At 59.1% G+C, this 17,874-nt stretch carries 15 protein-coding genes; 11 read left to right on the top strand and 4 right to left on the bottom strand.

Translation table 11 applies throughout. The features are described from left to right. Window positions 1–349: 349 nt before the first annotated feature. Window positions 350–2,962: an ATP-dependent chaperone ClpB gene (gene clpB / locus EV660_RS13990; RefSeq protein WP_071479513.1), complete on the top strand. Its 2,613-nt coding sequence runs from the start codon at window positions 350–352 to the stop codon at window positions 2,960–2,962. Window positions 2,963–3,285: 323 nt separating this feature from the next. On the opposite strand, the gene EV660_RS13985 is transcribed toward clpB, so the two are convergent. Next, complete coding sequence (locus EV660_RS13985; RefSeq protein ID WP_071479514.1) at window positions 3,286–3,798, bottom strand: DUF2478 domain-containing protein; 513 nt, start codon at window positions 3,796–3,798, stop codon at window positions 3,286–3,288. Between the two features lie 70 nt (window positions 3,799–3,868). On the opposite strand from EV660_RS13985, the gene EV660_RS13980 reads away from it, so the two are divergent. The 5 genes from EV660_RS13980 (at window position 3,869) to EV660_RS13960 (ending at window position 9,019) form a co-directional block, all read left to right on the top strand. Continuing rightward, entirely contained in the window at window positions 3,869–4,738 is an 870-nt protein-coding gene (locus EV660_RS13980; protein ID WP_375781729.1) for a formate dehydrogenase accessory sulfurtransferase FdhD, read from the top strand. After that, window positions 4,735–5,343, top strand: coding sequence for a molybdenum cofactor guanylyltransferase MobA (gene mobA, locus EV660_RS13975; protein WP_071479516.1), 609 nt, complete (start codon window positions 4,735–4,737; stop codon window positions 5,341–5,343). The genes EV660_RS13980 and mobA overlap by 4 nt, the downstream gene beginning before the upstream one ends. Further along, complete coding sequence (mobB, locus tag EV660_RS13970) at window positions 5,340–5,840, top strand: molybdopterin-guanine dinucleotide biosynthesis protein B (protein ID WP_071479517.1); 501 nt, start codon at window positions 5,340–5,342, stop codon at window positions 5,838–5,840. Before mobA ends, mobB begins: the two co-directional genes overlap by 4 nt. Continuing rightward, complete coding sequence (locus EV660_RS13965) at window positions 5,837–7,957, top strand: molybdopterin-binding protein (protein ID WP_071479518.1); 2,121 nt, start codon at window positions 5,837–5,839, stop codon at window positions 7,955–7,957. Before mobB ends, EV660_RS13965 begins: the two co-directional genes overlap by 4 nt. Before the next feature lie 156 nt (window positions 7,958–8,113). Beyond that, window positions 8,114–9,019, top strand: a complete 906-nt coding sequence (locus EV660_RS13960; protein WP_071479519.1) for a LysR family transcriptional regulator — start codon at window positions 8,114–8,116, stop codon at window positions 9,017–9,019. A 353-nt stretch (window positions 9,020–9,372) separates the two neighbouring features. On the opposite strand, the gene rlmH is transcribed toward EV660_RS13960, so the two are convergent. Both rlmH and rsfS read right to left on the bottom strand, forming a co-directional pair. Further along, window positions 9,373–9,843 (bottom strand): 23S rRNA (pseudouridine(1915)-N(3))-methyltransferase RlmH, encoded by a 471-nt coding sequence (gene rlmH, locus EV660_RS13955; RefSeq protein ID WP_071479520.1) that lies wholly within the window; start codon window positions 9,841–9,843, stop codon window positions 9,373–9,375. After that, the gene (gene rsfS / locus EV660_RS13950) at window positions 9,843–10,229 is read right to left on the bottom strand and encodes a ribosome silencing factor (protein ID WP_071479521.1); all 387 of its coding nucleotides are present in this window, start codon (window positions 10,227–10,229) and stop codon (window positions 9,843–9,845) included. The genes rlmH and rsfS overlap by 1 nt, the downstream gene beginning before the upstream one ends. 340 nt (window positions 10,230–10,569) lie before the next feature. Here rsfS and leuC point away from each other — a divergent pair, with 340 nt between their 5' ends. From leuC to EV660_RS13930, 4 genes are all read left to right on the top strand, one after another. Continuing rightward, a complete protein-coding gene (gene leuC / locus EV660_RS13945) occupies window positions 10,570–11,988 on the top strand; it encodes a 3-isopropylmalate dehydratase large subunit (protein WP_100319036.1) in 1,419 nt (472 codons plus the stop codon). Window positions 11,989–12,053: 65 nt separating this feature from the next. Continuing rightward, on the top strand, window positions 12,054–12,659 hold the full coding sequence (leuD, locus tag EV660_RS13940; protein ID WP_071479523.1) for a 3-isopropylmalate dehydratase small subunit: 606 nt from the start codon (window positions 12,054–12,056) through the stop codon (window positions 12,657–12,659). 234 nt (window positions 12,660–12,893) lie between these two features. Beyond that, window positions 12,894–13,772 carry a hypothetical protein gene (locus EV660_RS13935; protein ID WP_071481855.1) on the top strand — a complete coding sequence of 293 codons (879 nt, stop codon included), beginning with the start codon at window positions 12,894–12,896 and terminating at the stop codon, window positions 13,770–13,772. 41 nt (window positions 13,773–13,813) lie between these two features. Further along, a complete protein-coding gene (locus EV660_RS13930) occupies window positions 13,814–14,890 on the top strand; it encodes an endonuclease/exonuclease/phosphatase family protein (protein WP_084634655.1) in 1,077 nt (358 codons plus the stop codon). Here EV660_RS13930 and dapA read toward each other — a convergent pair. After that, entirely contained in the window at window positions 14,883–15,761 is an 879-nt protein-coding gene (gene dapA / locus EV660_RS13925; RefSeq protein WP_071481857.1) for a 4-hydroxy-tetrahydrodipicolinate synthase, read from the bottom strand. The two genes, EV660_RS13930 and dapA, sit on opposite strands and share 8 nt — an antisense overlap. Window positions 15,762–15,892: 131 nt before the next feature. On the opposite strand from dapA, the gene EV660_RS13920 reads away from it, so the two are divergent. Continuing rightward, window positions 15,893–17,872, top strand: a complete 1,980-nt coding sequence (locus EV660_RS13920) for a lytic transglycosylase domain-containing protein (protein ID WP_071479524.1) — start codon at window positions 15,893–15,895, stop codon at window positions 17,870–17,872. Window positions 17,873–17,874: the final 2 nt, after the last annotated feature.

Genomic DNA, 17,874 nt, shown 5'->3' with positions numbered 1-17,874 from the left:
GAGGGGTGGGCTAAGCAGCGTGGCGCGAAGTGCAGGACCGCGAGGGCATTGGCCCGCTGCACTTGGCTTGTCGCAGTTATCGAATGCCTGTCAGGACGGAAAAGCTACACATCGCACATTCACCGTCCTGTGGGAATGGACGCGCGTATTGTCCCCCATATCGGGCGCGGCCCGACTGGGCCGATTGCATGGCAGGTTCATAAACCGGCATAAATTTCTACCCTGCACACCTGTGCCTATCTTGCAACAGGGGTGGTGCCTTCCCACATAGATCGTAAGGCCCAACCGGGGCTGTGCTGCTTGGCAGGCATCCCTCTTATTCCGGGCGCTCATGTAGGAGAGAACAGACATGAATCTGGAAAAATTCACGGAACGTGCGCGCGGTTTTCTGCAAGCCGCCCAGACCATCGCCTTGCGCGAAGATCACCAGCGACTTGTGCCCGCGCATCTGCTGAAGGCCCTGTTGGACGATGATCAGGGCATGGCTGCCAATCTGATCAAGCGCGCAGGTGGCGCGCCGGACCGCGTGGCGCAAGCCAATGATATTGCTCTTGCCAAAATTCCTAAGGTTTCGGGCGGTGAGGGGCAGATCTATATGGACCCGCAAACCGCCAAAGTGGTTGATCAGGCCGAACAGATCGCCAAAAAGGCGGGTGACAGCTTTGTCACTGTGGAGCGCCTGCTGACAGCACTGGCGCTGGTAAAATCTGACGCCAAGGATGCGTTGGATGCAGGGGCTGTGACCGCCCAGAACCTGAACGCCGCAATCAATGACCTGCGCAAGGGGCGCACCGCTGACAGCGCATCCGCCGAAGAGGGGTATGAGGCGCTGAAGAAATACGCCCGCGACCTGACAGAGGCTGCGCGCGAAGGCAAGATTGACCCGATCATTGGACGCGACGAAGAAATCCGCCGTGCGATGCAGGTGCTGTCACGCCGCACCAAGAACAACCCGGTGCTGATTGGCGAACCCGGTGTGGGTAAAACCGCCATCGCCGAAGGGCTGGCACTGCGCATCATCAATGGGGATGTGCCGGAATCCCTGCGCGACAAGAAGCTGATGGCGCTGGATATGGGCGCATTGATCGCCGGTGCGAAATATCGGGGCGAGTTTGAGGAGCGGCTGAAAGCCATTCTGTCCGAAGTCACCTCTGCCGATGGTGAGATCATCCTGTTCATTGACGAAATGCACACGCTTGTCGGTGCGGGCAAATCCGAGGGCGCGATGGATGCCGCCAACCTGATCAAGCCCGCATTGGCACGCGGTGAATTGCACTGCGTCGGGGCGACCACGCTGGATGAATACCGCAAGCATGTCGAAAAAGACGCAGCCTTGGCGCGGCGCTTCCAGCCTGTGATGGTCGAAGAACCGACTGTCGAGGATTCCATCTCGATTCTGCGCGGGATCAAGGAAAAATACGAACTGCACCACGGTGTGCGCATCTCTGACTCGGCGCTGGTTGCTGCGGCGACGCTGTCGCATCGCTATATCACAGATCGGTTTTTGCCCGACAAGGCGATCGACCTGATGGACGAAGCCGCGTCGCGCCTGCGGATGCAGATTGACAGCAAGCCCGAGGAACTGGACGCGCTGGACCGTGAAATCCTGCAAAAGCAGATCGAGGCCGAGGCGCTGAAGAAGGAAGACGACACGGCCTCTCGTGACCGGCTGGAGAAGCTGGAGAAGGAACTGTCAGAGTTGCAGCAGCAATCTTCTGAACTGACAGCGCAATGGCAGGCCGAGCGGGACAAGCTGGCCTCTGCGCGAGAGTTGAAGGAACAGCTTGACCGCGCCCGTGCCGAGTTGGATCAGGCCAAGCGCGAGGGTAATCTGGCGCGTGCCGGGGAACTTTCCTATGGGGTCATTCCGGGGCTGGAAAAGCAACTCTCTGAGGCTGAGGACCGCGAAGGCACCGAGATGGTGTCCGAAGCGGTGCGCCCGGAACAGATTGCGCAAGTGGTGGAACGCTGGACCGGCATTCCCACTTCGAAAATGCTGGAAGGCGAGCGCGAAAAACTGCTGCGCATGGAAGAAGAACTGCACAAGCGCGTTGTCGGTCAGGATGAGGCCATTCACGCCGTGGCCAATGCCGTGCGCCGCGCGCGTGCCGGCCTGAACGACGAGAACCGCCCCCTGGGCAGCTTCCTGTTCCTTGGCCCCACAGGTGTGGGCAAGACGGAACTGACCAAAGCCGTCGCGCAATATCTGTTCGACGACGACCAAGCGATGGTGCGTATCGACATGTCGGAATTCATGGAGAAACACTCGGTCGCGCGGCTGATCGGGGCCCCTCCGGGCTATGTCGGCTATGAGGAAGGGGGCGTTCTGACCGAGGCCGTGCGCCGCCGCCCGTATCAGGTGGTGTTGTTCGATGAGGTCGAGAAAGCCCACCCCGAGGTGTTCAATGTGTTGTTGCAGGTGTTGGATGATGGGGTCTTGACTGATAGCCATGGACGAACAGTGGATTTCAAGCAAACATTGATCATCCTGACTTCGAACCTTGGCTCTCAGGCGCTAAGCCAGATGGCCGAAGGCGCGGACAAGGCCAGCGTCAAGGCCGAGGTGATGGACGCCGTGCGCGCCCATTTTCGGCCCGAATTCCTGAACCGTCTGGATGAAACCGTGATCTTCGACCGGTTGTCGCGCGACGATATGGACGCGATTGTCGATATCCAGATGGCGCGGCTTCTCAAGCGGCTGCTGGCGCGCAAAATCACGCTGGAAATGGACGATGCTGCACGCACATGGATGGCCGACAAGGGCTATGACCCTGTTTACGGCGCACGCCCGCTGAAACGCGTGATCCAGCGCTACCTGCAAGATCCGTTGGCGCAAATGCTGCTGTCTGGCAAGGTTCTGGATGGTGCCAGCGTCACCGTGACGGCCGGTGCAGAGGGGCTGATCATCGGTGATCATGTCGTGGGCGATGATGACACCCCGCGCATGAAGCTGGTGCATTAACCCGCGCCCCGTTTCAGAAAACCTGACCCCGGCCCTTGCGCCGGGGTCTTTTCATATGTGACTTGCGGTTTCTGTATATGGCCGAGGCGTATGTTTTGCGGCCGACCCACAGTGCGAGGACATGAGTGACAAAGCTCGTATGTGCGGGATGCCGCAGACATAGCCGCATCAGGCGTGAAGACGTGCAGCATCGGGATGGGGCGCTTGTTTGGTGGCGCTTGCTTGCAAGCATCCAAGAAGCCCCCAGCGCGATAGCTTTGTCCCGTTTCACAACTACCTGAAATCGCAAGACTGGTCGAAAACAGAGGCCGCGCGCAGTTCTGTCAATCCAGACGGGCGGCGCAGGTTTGGTCGCACCATGCCAGCAGCGCGTCGGAATTGGGCGCAATGGGTTGCGCCAGATCGGCGCTATAGGCCAGAAACCTGTCCAGATTGTTTCGGTTTACCGAAGTCAGCACAGGAATCCCTTCTGACAGCGCCTTGCCAATTACCGCGCGAAACCCGCGCCCCTCAACCTCGGATTTGCCGAATTTGTTGATAATCAGCAAGGCAGGTCGGCGGTCGAGATCGGCTTCGACCAAGCCAACGGCGTTTTCCAGCCCGATCGGGTCAAGGCGGCAACCTTTGGAAAGGGGGCCAAGATCCTGACTGATGCTAAGGGAATGGTCATGTCCCAGAATGCATAAATCCATGTCACAATGCCTGTCTGGCCGCGTTTCACGGTTAATCTGCACCACGCCTGCCAATGGCCAGCCGCGTGCGTGCAAGCTGTCTGCCAGTTCGGCCAGCAGCCTGTCTGCTGCGCCGCGCCCCTCTGCCGTGACATATCCCAACATGGCCCTGCCCTTTTCTCATGCGCATGTTATATGGCATCTAGTCTGAAACAAGCCGCAGGACCAGATGACAATGCCCCAACCGCCCCGTCATTTTCCCGACCCTTCCAACCCTCGGCTGACCCGCGCGGTAGAAGGGCGTGACCATACGGGACAGGTGCAGCATATCCGCGTGGTCGAGGAGCGCCCGCTGACGATCTTTCTGAACGCGCAGGAAATCGTCACCGCCATGACCATCGGCGATTACCCGGAATATCTGGCTGTCGGTTTTTTGCGCAATCAGGGTATGTTGCGTGACGATGATAAAATCACGGCGGTCGAATATGACGACGATCTGGAAGTTGTCGTGGTCCGCACCACCCGCCAGACCAGCTATGAAGAAAAGGTCAAGAAGAAGACCCGCACATCTGGCTGTGCCGTGGGCACGGTCTTTGGCGACATGATGGAAGGGCTGGAGGGGCTGACACTGCCGCAGGCCGAAATCCGCACCAGCTGGCTGTATGCCTTGGCCAAGGAGATCAACACCCTGCCGTCACTATATCTGGAAGCAGGTGCCATTCATGGCACGGTTTTGTGCCAGCGCGACCAGACCTTGGTGTATATGGAAGATGTCGGGCGTCACAACGCGGTCGATAAAATCTCTGGCTATATGTTTCAGCATGGGGTGCGCGGTGCGGACAAGCTGCTTTACACGACCGGGCGGCTGACATCCGAGATGGTGATAAAGACCGCACAAATGGGCATTCCCGTGCTGGCTTCGCGCTCTGGCTTCACGGCCTGGGGGGTCGAGATTGCGCGGCAAGTGGGGCTGACGCTGATTGGGCGGATGCGCGGGCAAAGGTTCATCTGCCTCTCGGGCGAAGAGCGGCTGATCCGCGATGGCGATGTCGCGTCTGTCCCTGATGAGGACCGCAGGCACCGCCGCAAAGGGGCAGAGGCATGAGCGCGCCTTTGGGTGTCATTCTGGCGGGCGGACAAGCCACACGCATGGGCGGGGGTGACAAGGGGTTGCGGGTTGTGGCGGGCAGGCGCCTGCTTGACCATGTGCTTGACCGGCTTGGCCCGCAAGTGGGGCAGATCGCACTGAATGCCAATGGCGCACCCGCGCGGTTTGATGAATTCGGCCTGCCGGTCGTGCCTGATTCCCTGCCGGACTGGCCCGGCCCATTGGCCGGTGTGCTGGCAGGTTTGGATTGGGCGGCAGGGCAGGGGGCTGCGTCGATTGTCACTGTCGCCGCTGACACACCGTTTTTCCCCCGTGATCTTGTATCGCGGCTGCGCGCGGCAGCGGGGCCATCGGGGCTGGCGCTGGCCGCGACGCGCGAGGGTGACAAGCTCTGGCGGCACCCGACATTTGGCCTGTGGCCCGTCGCCCTGCGCGAAGATTTGCGCGCGGCCCTGACCGGCGGTCTGCGTAAAGTCGTTTTATGGACGGACAACCACGGCGCAGGCACGGCTGAATTCGACACCGTGCCCTTCGATCCCTTCTTCAATATCAATACACCGCAAGATATCGAGATTGCCGAACAACTGGAGAGGCAGGCATGAATCTTTACGGTGTGACGGGCTGGAAAAATACCGGCAAGACTGGCCTGATGGAGCGGTTGGTCGCTGAAATGGTGGCGCGCGGTCTGACAGTCTCGACCGTTAAACATGCCCATCATGACACGGAAATCGACCATCCGGGCCGTGATTCCTATCGCCACCGCGTCGCCGGTGCGCGCGAGGTGGTGTTATCTTCGCCACGGCGCTGGGCTGTCATGCATGAATTGCGCGACCGCCCCGAACCGATGCTGGCCGAATTGCTGACGCGCCTTTCGCCCGTCGATCTGGTGTTGGTCGAGGGGTACAAACGCGCAAACCACCCCAAGGTCGAAGCCTACCGCGCAGAGACGGGCCGCGATCTGCTGGCGCGCGAGAATGGCACTATTCGCGCCGTGGCCGCCGATATCGCGATTGATGATCTGGCGCAGCCTGTGTTTCATCTGGACGATACCAGCGCCATTGCCGATTTTATCCTGCGTGATCTGGGCTTAAGGGCATGAGCAGCTTTGACCGTGTTCTTGTCGTGGACTGGTCCGCGAATGCAACGCCAAAACTGGGCGCGGATTCCATCTGGATTGGCAGCGCCGGGGCAGGGGCCGTGCCGCCGCAGAACATACCGACGCGCCGCGCCTGTATGGATGTTTTGCGCACAGAGATTGCCGCCGCGTGCGCGGCTGGCCAGCGGATGTTGGTGGCGTTCGATATCGGCTTCGGGTTTCCGCGCGGGTTTGCCGCGCATCTGACCGGCCGGGCCGAGGCGCTGGCCGTGTGGGACTGGCTGGCCGAACGCATCAAGGATGATGCGCGCAATGCCAATAACCGTTTCGAAGTCGCCGCCCAGATCAATCGCCTCTTTCCCGGAACCGGTCCGTTCTGGGGCAGGCCGAATGGGCACGATCTGCCTGATCTGCCAGCCAAGGGCACAGCGCGCGAAGGACATGGTCTGGCAGAGTTGCGCGACACAGAAGCACTCTGCGCGGGCGCGCATCCGATGTGGAAATTATACACCACCGGCTCTGTCGGGTCGCAAAGCCTGTTGGGTCAGGCGCATCTGGCGGCGTTGCGTGCGGAATTTGGTGATGCACTGTCCGTCTGGCCGATGGAGCGCCGAGAGGCGCCGGTTGTTCTGGTCGAAACCTATCTGTCCTTGATTGATCCGGCGGTGAAGCAGGCGCAGGCAGGGTACGCGTGCAAGGATGCCGCGCAGGTGGATTTGCTGGCGCGTGCCTTTGCCAAGGCGGATATGGTGCAGCTTATGGATGTGTCCGCCGCCCCCGAAACCCTGCGCGAGGAAGGCTGGATTCTGGGCGCAGGTCATGCCGCGCATCTGCTCGAGGTGTTGGAGCCTGCCCCCCTGACCCCGCCGCGACTGCGCAATGATTGTTTCGCCATGCCACAGGGGGTGGATTGGGTGCCGGTAGACGAGGCGTTAAGCCGTTTGCGCGCAGCGTTGCATCCGTTGACTGCTGAAGAAAATGTTGCCGTGAGCCAGGCCGGTGGGCGAATTTTGTCTCAAGATCTTGTGGCGCGGCGTGCCAACCCGCCCGCTGCAAATTCCGCCGTAGATGGGTATGGCTTTGCGCAAACGTCGCTGCAAGGCGGCGGGCCTTACACCTTGCCGCTTGTGGCTGGTCGTGCGGCTGCGGGCCAACCTTTTGAGGGGGCGGTGTCCCACGGATATACGATCCGAATTCTGACAGGCGCAATCCTGCCCGAAGGGGTGGATACTGTTGTGCTGGAAGAAGATTGCGCGAGCGATGGTGCGCGCGTCGCCTTTGATGGACCGATCAAGCCGCGCATCAACACGCGCAAGGCGGGCGAGGATGTCGTTGCAGGCACATCTTTTCTGCCTGCTGGTCGTAGGTTGACGCCGGCTGACCTTGCGCTTGCATCGGCGCTTGGCGTGGGGCGGGTCAAGGTGCACCGCCATTTGCGGGTGGGCGTGCTGTCCACGGGTGACGAGTTGTTGGCCGATCCGAACTCGGACGCGCAGCCGCACCAGATATTCGACGCCAACCGTCCCATGCTGCTGGAAATTGCGCGCAAATGGGGACATAGACCTGTCGATCTGGGTCATATGCCGGATGATCCCGAACGTATTGCTGCCGCATTGGACAATGGCGCGCGCGAGTGCGATGTGATTCTGACATCGGGCGGGGCTTCGGCGGGCGATGAAGATCATGTGTCGCACCTGTTGCGCGAAAAGGGCAATCTAAGCAGTTGGCGTATAGCGCTGAAACCGGGCCGCCCGCTTGCGCTTGCGCTTTGGCAAGGGGTTCCGGTGCTGGGCTTGCCCGGCAATCCGGTCGCGGCTTTTGTCTGCACGCTGATCTTTGGCCGCCCGGCCCTGTCGCTGATGGCAGGGTGTGGGTGGCAGGAACCGCAAGGTTTCCTCGTGGCAGCTGCCTTTGCGAAAACCAAAAAGCCGGGTCGGCGTGAGTATCTGCGCGCGCGGCTGGATGCTGAGGGGCGGGCCGAAGTGTTCGCGTCCGAAGGCTCTGGTCGGATCAGCGGGTTAAGCTGGGCCGAAGGGTTGGTCGAATTGCCCGATGGCGCGGCAACAATCCAACCCGGCACGATGGTGCGCTATGTTCCGCTCTCCAGCTTTGGGCTTTAGTCATTTTTTGGCATTTCGCACCCTCGTTGTTGCCAAAAACTGATTAATTTTGACATAAAATCCACGATTGTCGCAGTGCTGTCCCGCCGTGACCGCATTCTTGCCCAATTTGACGTCATACTGTGGTTAGATAGATTGTATGTGTAGGGCGTGATCATGGACCGATTGACCGAAATGGAAGCTTTCGCCACCGTCGTGGACCAAGGCGGGTTCACCGATGCTGCGCGAAAGATGGGGATTTCCAAGTCGGCTGTTTCCAAGCACGTCTCTTCGCTGGAATCGCGGTTGGGTGCACGGCTCTTGAACCGAACGACACGCCGCGTCAGCCCTACTGACATTGGGCTTGCCTATTATGATCGCGCGCGGCGCGTCCTGAATGACGCGGGAGAGGCGGATAATCTGGTCACGTCCATGCAATCCGCACCCTCGGGAATTCTGCGTATTGCCGTACCGACGGATTTCGGGGCAACGCATCTCTCTCCTGTCTTGGGGGATTTCCTGAATTGTTACCCGGATGTTTCCGTCAATATGGTTCTGAAGAATCGTTACGTTGAATTGATCTCCGAAGGGTTCGATCTGGCGATTCGCATGGGCGAGATGGATGACAGCAGCCTGCGCGCGCGCAAGATCTGCGAAGCAACGCAGCGGTTGATCGCATCGCCGGAATATTTAGCCAAGCACGGTCGGCCTGCCCGTATTGACGACCTCAATGATCATAGGCTTTTGTATTATTCGCATAACGCGGCAAGCTCTGTCTGGCGTATCTCGGCCCCTTCGGGCGAACAGCGCCAGGTGCGGTCTTCGTCCTGGTTTTCGGTCAATGATGGTCAATCGCTTCTGACGGCTGCGATAAACGGCCTTGGCATCGCCTATTTGCCAAGCTTCCTCTACGCGCCAGCCATGAAGGCCGGACTGGTCGAAGACGTGATCCCGGATTTGCCGCGCGATGTTCAAAGCCTTTATGCGGTCTATCCTGCCGGGCGCTACACGCAGCCCAAGGTACGCGCCTTGATTGATTTTCTGGTCGAGCAATTCAGTGGCCGATCCGCAGATGACTGGTAATCGTCGACCGGGCTGATCTAGGCAGCCGTTAGTGTTCGCCACCTGACAAAAGGTTCCCGCGCCCGCTCCGATGCTTTCACGAGAGGCGGCTATGCGAGACAAATGGAACATAGAGGTGCGCGGAATCAAGGCCGAAGGTCGCCGCGCATCGCCGGGCCGTCCCCTCGGCACGGAGATTTGGCTACCACCAGCGCAACGATCTGATCTTGCGCGGATTTGGCCAGCATAAGCGCTACAGAGTAAGCCGCGTATCGCCGCACCGCGGCTCGACGTTGCGCGGCTTGTCGAAACCATTCACCGTCCGCAACGCCCATGCAAGCAGTCATCGGGTATCTTGTGTCAGGTGGCTAATATTAGTCGCGATGATACGGGCCACCGGCCAGAATGGTCGCGGCGCGATAAATTTGTTCGCATAGCATGACCCGTGCCAGCATATGCGGCCAGACCATTGGTCCGAACGCCAAAAGGCGATGAGCAGCGGCCCGAATATCCGGGCTTAACCCGTCAGCCCCCCCAATCACAAAGGCCAGATCGCTGGCCCCCGCGTCGCGCTGCTGTGCGATAAGCTGCGCAAAACTGCGCGAATCCAGCGTCTCGCCACGTTCATCAAGCGCGATGATATATGCGCCAGCAGGCAAGGCCCGCTCCAGCAACCGCCCTTGGTCCCCGGACGTGGTCGACTTGCGGTCATCGACCTCATGCTCAAGACAAGGGCCAAGGGATAATGCACGGCCTGTGCGGTCAAAACGCTGCCTGTAATCCTCGATCAAGGCGCGTTCCGGCCCTTTGCGAATGCGCCCGATCGCGCAGATATGCAGTCGCATCAGCCTGCGGGCTTGATGCCTGTGTCCTGCCACATCTTTTCAAGCTGGTAGAACTCGCGCACTTCCGGGCGGAAGATATGAACGACCACATCGCCGGCATCTATCAGCACCCAGTCGCCGACATCCTTGCCCTCGCTGCGTGCTGTCAGGCGAAAGGTTTCCTTCAGCCGGTCCAGAAGCTTTTGGGCAATTGCTGCGACCTGTCGGGTAGAACGGCCAGAGCATATCACCATATGGTCCGCCATAGCGGTTTTCCCATGCAGGTCGATTGTCTGGATGTCTTCGGCCTTGTCGTCGTCAAGCGAGGTCAAAACCAGCTCAAGTATCGCATCGCTGCTGATCTGCGCAGCGGGCGCTTTGGCTGAGTGGTCCGCACTGGCGGTCATGTCGATATGAGACAGAGACCTGTCCTCCTGTGATACATGTTGACAGCTTCAATATAACATTGGCGCCGCTATTTCTCAATGATCGCGTGAAAAACTTCGCATCATGGTGAAGCCCTTCAGCGACGCAGATTGAACGGCTGCCTCTTCTGTCGTTGCCATAACGCTGATTCGGGCGTATTTACCAGCCCATGAAACGCTTTTTTGACATGTCGGACCACGCCCGCCTGCCGCAACGCTTTGAAAGCGATGCGCGATCGGTGCTCGCACGCCTCAGCTGACGTCGGTTGCTGGCCATCTGGCCAGTCGTTTCCTCAGCAAAGCTACTTCCAATCCGAGAGAGATCGCCATGCCCAAGACCCTGTATGATAAAATCTGGGACGCTCATGTTGTCCATGAAGATGCAGATGGCACCTGCCTGCTGTATATCGACCGCCACCTTGTCCACGAAGTTACCAGCCCGCAAGCCTTTGAAGGGCTTCGCATGGCCGGGCGCAAGGTGCGTGCACCAGAAAAGACAATCGCGGTGCCTGATCACAATGTGCCGACTACGCCAGATCGTGAAAACGGTATCGAGAATGAGGAATCGCGTATTCAGGTCGACGCGCTTGACCGCAATGCACGCGAATTCGGCGTGAATTACTACCCGGTTAACGATGTCCGCCAGGGCATCGTGCATATTGTTGGCCCGGAGCAGGGCTGGACCCTGCCCGGCATGACGGTTGTCTGCGGCGACAGCCATACGGCAACGCATGGGGCCTTCGGGGCGCTTGCACACGGGATCGGCACTTCCGAGGTCGAGCATGTGCTGGCCACGCAAACACTGATCCAGCAAAAATCCAAGAACATGAAGGTCGAGATCACGGGGTCGCTGCCCCCTGGCGTGACCGCCAAGGATATCACGCTCTCGGTGATCGGGGCCACCGGGACGGCGGGCGGCACAGGCTATGTGATCGAATATTGCGGCCAGGCCATTGAGGAACTGTCGATGGAAGGCCGCATGACCGTGTGCAACATGGCCATCGAGGGCGGCGCGCGCGCGGGCCTGATCGCCCCCGATCAGAAAACCTTCGACTATGTTCAGGGGCGGCCCCATGCACCGAAGGGGGCACAATGGGACGCAGCATTGGCGTGGTGGAAGACCCTGAAATCCGACCCGGACGCGCATTGGGACAAGGTCGTCACGCTTAAGGGCGAAGATATCGCGCCCGTCGTCACTTGGGGCACCTCGCCCGAAGATGTGCTGCCCATCACCGGCGAGGTGCCGGATCCTGCCAGCTTCTCTGGCGGCAAGGTCGAGGCGGCGCGTCGCGCATTGGAGTATATGGGCCTCAAGCCCGGCCAGAAGCTGACCGATATCGAGGTTGATACTGTCTTTATCGGGTCATGCACGAATGGTCGTATCGAAGACCTGCGTGCAGCGGCGGCAATTCTGAAAGGCCAGAAGATAAAGGCAGGGTTGCGCGCGATGGTTGTGCCCGGTTCCGGACTGGTGCGCGCGCAGGCTGAAGAGGAAGGGCTGGCACAGATTTTCATTGATGCGGGTTTTGAATGGCGACTGGCCGGGTGCTCGATGTGTCTGGCGATGAACCCAGATCAGTTGTCCCCCGGAGAGCGGTGCGCCGCCACCTCGAATCGCAACTTCGAGGGACGTCAGGGCCGCGGCGGGCGTACGCATCTGATGTCGCCCGCAATGGCGGCCGCGGCGGCGATTACAGGCCGCTTGACCGATATCCGTGAGATGATGGCACAGCCTGCCTGATTTTCTTGCTAAAAATACTCTGGGGTCCGGGGCAAAGCCCCGGCGCTCTGGTCAGGAGAGACAGTATGGAAAAATTCACGACACTTACGGGCGTCGCAGCCCCGATGCCACTGGTCAATATCGACACGGATATGATCATTCCCAAGCAGTTCCTGAAAACGATCCAGCGCTCGGGGCTTGGCAGGAACCTGTTTGATGAAATGCGCTTTGACGATGATGGCAACGAGATACCGGACTTCGTCTTGAATCAGCCTGCTTATCGCAATGCGCAGATCCTTGTTGCAGGCGACAATTTTGGCTGTGGCTCCTCGCGCGAACATGCGCCTTGGGCGCTGGCGGATTTCGGGATCAGGGTCGTCATCTCGACCAGTTTCGCCGACATCTTCTACAATAACTGCTTCAAGAACGGGATGCTGCCGATTGTGCTGCCGCAGGATCAGGTTGATCTGTTGATGGAAGATGCCAGCAAAGGTGCGAATGCACGGATATCAGTTGATCTGGAGGCGCAGACTGTCACCAGTTCGGACGGGCAGGAATTTCACTTCCAGATTGACCCTTTCAAGAAGCACTGTCTGCTGAATGGGCTGGATGACATCGGGCTGACATTGGAGAAGGTATCTTCAATTGACAGCTTCGAGTCGCAGGCATCTCAGGCCCGTCCTTGGGTTTAAGCCCAAAAAAAACGAGCTTTTATGTGTGGTACCTGTCATGGGTACCACACTTTTTTCATAATTTCGATGTAAACGCGTAACAGTTTTGACTCGAAATAGCGAAGGCGTTGGCTGATCCTCGGGATACAGCTTGCTAGGATTGGTGAAATGGGCAACATTGTGTCAAGAGTAAGGCGATCGCTGCCAGAACTGCCGCGATTGGTGCAAACAAAAAAGCCTGGATCCAACGGAAAGATGACCCAAAGACGCGGTAGTCGCATTTCCGTCTTGCAAGTTACCATGCTGGTATTGCGCGGGTTTCTGGTTGCATTGGTCTTTCTGACACCGGCCCTGCTGCTTCCTGAAATCTCGCAGGACATTGCACAGGGTGTGACCTTTCTGGCTATTCTTGCCGCAGTTGTCGTTGTGACCGAATATTCTGCAGCCTATCCCGGATTGATCGAATTCCGGGACGCCAAACCCTACAACCGCACAAGATTTGTCCTGTTTTTCGTGATTGTCGTTTCGGTCACGCTTCTCCAGCGCGAGATCATGTTGGTTACGGATTCAATGACACTGTTCGCCAGTTTCGCGGTGGCCCTTGGCAATCTGCTGGATTTCTCTTTCAGCCCTGTCGCGCTTCTTGTCGCTTCCCTGCCGCCCGGTTTGTCCATTGAGCATTTAATGATTGTGCAGGTCAGTGCAGCGCTGTCCTACACGTTATCTCTGGTTGGTTTGTTCATTTTTCTTGCCGGGCTTGCATTTGGCTATTGGCCGCGCCGCACCGAGATATTCAATGTCTGGGTGAACCTGCCGAATTTTGACCCGACCAAAGGGGTCGATATTGTTCAGCGTCTTGAGCGTGATGCGCAGATTAACGTTGCGTTAGGGATTATCATGCCATTCTCCCTGCCTGCATTGCTGCATCTGTCCTCATTTCTGGTGCAGCCCGTCACGTTGGAGACGCAATTGGCGTTGGTATGGGGGGTTTCACTCTGGGCCTTTATTCCGGTCAGTCTGGTGATGCGCGGTGTAGCGATGTATCGTGTGGCGCAGCTCATCCGTGCGCAGCGTCGCCGGGTAGCCGAGGCGCAGGACGCCGTTCCCTTGCCGCCACAATCTGCCTATTCCTGACCGTTTGCCTGTATCCCTTTGCATCTGCGGCGACCAATTCGATGCCGTGCAAGGGACCAGACAGCTTGCGGCTGGTATTCTGGCGCATTGATCTGGGTGCGCGCGGGCCCGGTTATGCGCTGCGCGATATCCGTGCGGGTGCGGATTTGCCCGCGCTCAAGGGCGATATCATCGCCCGCCTCGCGCCGGATGTGCTGGTCCTGTCAGGGTTGGATTATGATCATGGCCTTGTCACGCTTCGTGCCTTTGGCACCATGATCGCCCAGCGCGGCCCGGCGCTTCCCCATGCATTTGCATTTCCGTCCAATGCGGGCCTGCGGATGGGCCGCGACATGAATGGCGATGGCCGCGATGATGGCCCGGATGATACGCAGGGATATGGCCATTTTTCAGGCCAGCGTGCATTGGCGGTTCTGTCACGCTACCCGGTTGGTTCCCAATCGGCGCGCGATTTCTCGGATTTTCTGTGGCAGGATTTGCCTGATGCATTGTTGCCCGCGCTGGACCCCGCCGTGTTGCAGGTGCAGCGCCTGTCAAGCACGGGACATTGGGACATTCCGATCCAGATATCGCCAAGTCAGCGCCTGCATCTGCTGATTTATCAGGCTGGTCCGCCGGTTTTCGGGGGCCAGAGCCGCCGCAATCTGTATCGCAATCATGATGAGACGGCCTTTTGGCTGGCTCTGCTCGAAGGCCGCTTGCCGATGTCTCCGCCAGATGGGCCTTTTGTCCTGATCGGGGGCAGCAATCTTGACCCTTATGACGGAGATGGCCTGCACGGGGTGATGCGCGCTTTGCTGCAAAGCCCATTGCTCCAAGACCCCCAACCGCAGAGTGCTGGGGCACTGCAAGCGGCACAGGATGACTTCAGTGCCGCACATCTTGGGCCGCATGAGTTGGATACGGTACACTGGCCCCGAGCGCCCGGAAACCTGCGGGTCAGCTACATTCTACCTGAGGCCGGAATTGATGTGCTTTCAAGCGGCGTACTCTGGCCAGCAGCCGACGGGGATGACGCAGAATTGGCCGCAGCGCTCGCTGCACAAGGAATTTCTCACCGGCCGGTCTGGCTGGATATAGACTTGCGCAGCATCGCCCCTGATAGCCAGCTTAATTGATCAACCCTGCATGGCGCATTGCCACATCCATTTTCTGCCGCGTGGCCTCTGTCAGGCCAACAAGCGGCAGGCGTACTTCGTCACTACATTTGCCAAGCCGCGAGAGGCCATATTTCGCACCGACAAGACCGGGTTCCAGAAAAATCGCCAGGTGCAACGGCATAAGAATGTCGTGAATCTGAAGTGCCCGCGCGTAGTCACCTGCCAGCGTTGCTTCCTGAAACTCTGCGCATAGCCGTGGGGCCACATTCGCGGTGACAGAGATACACCCGACCCCGCCCTGCGCGTTGAAGCCCGGCGCGGTGGCATCTTCGCCTGACAGTTGAATGAAATCCGGCCCGCACGTCAGGCGCTGCTGGCTTACGCGTTCCAGTTTTCCCGTCGCATCCTTGACCCCGATAATGCGCGGCAGCTCCGCCAGTCGTGCCATCGTATCTGGCATCATATCCACGACCGAGCGGCCAGGAATATTGTAGATGATGATGGGCAATTCACAGCAATCATGCAGCGCGGTAAAATGCGCAATCAGCCCTTCTTGCGTTGGCTTGTTGTAATAGGGCGTGACCACCAGCGCGGCATCGGCACCGACTTTCTCGGCATGACGCATGAAGCCGATGGCTTCCAAAGTGTTGTTTGATCCGGCCCCCGCAATCACCGGAACGCGGCCTGCTGCGGCTTTCACCGTTTCTTCGATGACCAGAAAATGTTCGGCATGGCTCAACGTCGGGCTTTCGCCTGTCGTGCCCACCGGCACCAACCCATGAGAGCCTTCTTCGATCTGCCACGCAATCAGCGCGTGCAATGCGTCGATGTCGAGCGCGCCATCTTTCAGCGGCGTTACCAGTGCTGGAATGGACCCTCTGATCTGCATGCGCGCCTCCTTGGTTGCAACTACCGGACAGAATGCGGACCAGATACGATTGCGCAATTGTGTCTTGCCGCCCTGATCGACGCGGTTAGAACTATCGGCAGTGTTTTTCAAGGCGAAAAAGGGTGCATGTCATGGCTCACGGTGCGACCTCGGCTGTTAGAAACTGGGGAATTGCCCTGTGTCTTGCTGGCGTGATGGGAATTGCACCGGTCAATGCACAGGAAAGCCCACCGCCTGCCCGCGCGGCGGGGCTGCTGGCCAGTGCGCTGAGTGCGGCACAGTCGTCGGATTGGCAGGGTGCCCGTGCGCGCGCGGCGCAAAGTGCGCCAATCGCACAGGACATCATTGCATGGCAGGCGTTGCGCGCTGGGGAAGGCGGGTTTTCTGACTATCTGGCCTTTCTTGACAGCAAGGGGCATTGGCCCTTGATAAATGCTGTGGCGCGCGGGGCAGAGACTTTGCTACCCAGCCAAAGCACACAGGTTATTCTTGAATTCTTCGCAGAGCGAGAGCCTGTTTCTGAGGAGGGCTGGATCGCGCTGATCTTCGCGATGAAAGACGCAGGGCGCGAGTCTGATGCAGAAAGCCTTGCGCAACGCCTTTGGCAAGAAGAGCCGATGAGCGGTGAAAGTGAGCTGCGCCTGTTACGCGTTTTCGATGCAGCGTTGCAACCCTACCACACGACGCGCGTCGATATGCTGCTTTGGCGCGGAGAGCGGAATGCCGCACAGCGCCATCTGGACCGCATAAGCGCAGGTCAACAGCAACTGGCGCGTGCGCGCATTGCCCTTCAAGAACGTGCCGCAGGTGTTGACGCATTGGTTGCGGCAGTGCCGGACGCGCTGCAAATCGACCCTGGTCTGATGCATGACCGTTTTCAGTTTCGTATGCGCGCAGGCAATCATGATGGCGCGGCAGAGTTGATTCTGGCGCAGTCGCGCGCCTCTGAGGGGTTGGGATTGCCGGATGCATGGGGGCGTAGCCGCATCTTTCTGGTGCGCAGTGCCTTGTCAGATGGCGAGTTTCAGCGCGCATATGACCTTGCAACCCCGCATGGGCTGGAAGATGGACTGAATTTCGTGGACCTTGAGTTTCTGGCTGGTTTTATCGCGTTGGAGCATCTGAACCGCCCCGCAGATGCCTTGCCGCATTTTCGGGCGTTGCAGGTGCGCAGTACCAGCCCGATCACATTGGGGCGCTCCGGCTATTGGCAGGGTCGCACGCATGAGGCGATGGGCGATGAAATAACCGCGCGCGCTGCCTATGAATTCGGGGCCGAACATCAGACCAGTTTTTATGGCCAGCTTGCCGCAGACAGGCTGGGCATGACGCTTGACCCTTCGCTTATAAACGGACCAGACTATCCAGACTGGCAAAACACCTCACTTGCGCAATCCGACCTGTTGCAGGCGGCCTTGTTGCTGCGCGATGCAGGCGAATGGCATGAGGCGCGCCGCTTTATCCTGTTCCTCGCGCGGCAACTGACCGAAGAGGATGAGATCGGCGCCCTTGCTGACCTGATGCTGAAACTGGGAGAGCCGAATTTTGCGCTGAACATTGCCAAGCTTGCTGTCCAGAATGAAATCGTCTTGCCGCGTGCCTATTTCCCGGTGACCGAACTTGCGCAGACCGCACTTCCTGTCCCGACAGATCTGGTTAAGGCAATTGCGCGGCGCGAAAGCGAGTTTGACCCTGTTGTTGTCAGCCCGGCCGATGCGCGTGGGCTGATGCAGGTTTTGCCCGGCACAGGCCAGATGATGGCGCGCAAACTGGATGTACCGTTTGAGGCGGCGGATTTGACACGAAACCCCAGCCTGAATGCGCAGCTTGGCGCGGCCTATCTGGAAGAGTTGCGTGATGAGTTTGGTCCCTCTCTGGCGTTGGTGGCTGCGGGCTACAATGCCGGGCCGGGCCGCCCGCGTCAGTGGATTCCCCGCTTTGGCGACCCGCGCGATGCCTCGGTCGATTTTGTAACCTGGGTTGAAAGCGTACCTTTTGCCGAGACGCGGAATTACATCATGCGTGTGGCGGAATCGCTTGTGGTCTATCGCTCCCGCCTTGCGGGCAGCCCTCAACCCATCGAGATGGAGCAGCTTTTGCGCGGCAACTGAGG

Source organism: Roseinatronobacter bogoriensis DSM 18756, assembly GCF_004366635.1.
Lineage (GTDB): Bacteria > Pseudomonadota > Alphaproteobacteria > Rhodobacterales > Rhodobacteraceae > Roseinatronobacter > Roseinatronobacter bogoriensis.
This window is presented reverse-complemented; position numbering and strand designations above follow the sequence as displayed.

Coding starts and splice junctions, on each gene's coding strand:
- EV660_RS13930 (WP_084634655.1), top strand. CDS start 13,814: ATGCCGTGCAAGGGACCAGACAGCTTGCGGCTGGTATTCTGGCGCATT.
- mobB (WP_071479517.1), top strand. CDS start 5,340: ATGAATCTTTACGGTGTGACGGGCTGGAAAAATACCGGCAAGACTGGC.
- clpB (WP_071479513.1), top strand. CDS start 350: ATGAATCTGGAAAAATTCACGGAACGTGCGCGCGGTTTTCTGCAAGCC.
- rsfS (WP_071479521.1), bottom strand. CDS start 10,229: ATGACCGCCAGTGCGGACCACTCAGCCAAAGCGCCCGCTGCGCAGATC.
- rlmH (WP_071479520.1), bottom strand. CDS start 9,843: ATGCGACTGCATATCTGCGCGATCGGGCGCATTCGCAAAGGGCCGGAA.
- EV660_RS13985 (WP_071479514.1), bottom strand. CDS start 3,798: ATGTTGGGATATGTCACGGCAGAGGGGCGCGGCGCAGCAGACAGGCTG.
- EV660_RS13960 (WP_071479519.1), top strand. CDS start 8,114: ATGGACCGATTGACCGAAATGGAAGCTTTCGCCACCGTCGTGGACCAA.
- EV660_RS13935 (WP_071481855.1), top strand. CDS start 12,894: ATGACCCAAAGACGCGGTAGTCGCATTTCCGTCTTGCAAGTTACCATG.
- mobA (WP_071479516.1), top strand. CDS start 4,735: ATGAGCGCGCCTTTGGGTGTCATTCTGGCGGGCGGACAAGCCACACGC.
- dapA (WP_071481857.1), bottom strand. CDS start 15,761: ATGCAGATCAGAGGGTCCATTCCAGCACTGGTAACGCCGCTGAAAGAT.
- leuD (WP_071479523.1), top strand. CDS start 12,054: ATGGAAAAATTCACGACACTTACGGGCGTCGCAGCCCCGATGCCACTG.
- EV660_RS13965 (WP_071479518.1), top strand. CDS start 5,837: ATGAGCAGCTTTGACCGTGTTCTTGTCGTGGACTGGTCCGCGAATGCA.
- EV660_RS13920 (WP_071479524.1), top strand. CDS start 15,893: ATGGCTCACGGTGCGACCTCGGCTGTTAGAAACTGGGGAATTGCCCTG.
- EV660_RS13980 (WP_375781729.1), top strand. CDS start 3,869: ATGCCCCAACCGCCCCGTCATTTTCCCGACCCTTCCAACCCTCGGCTG.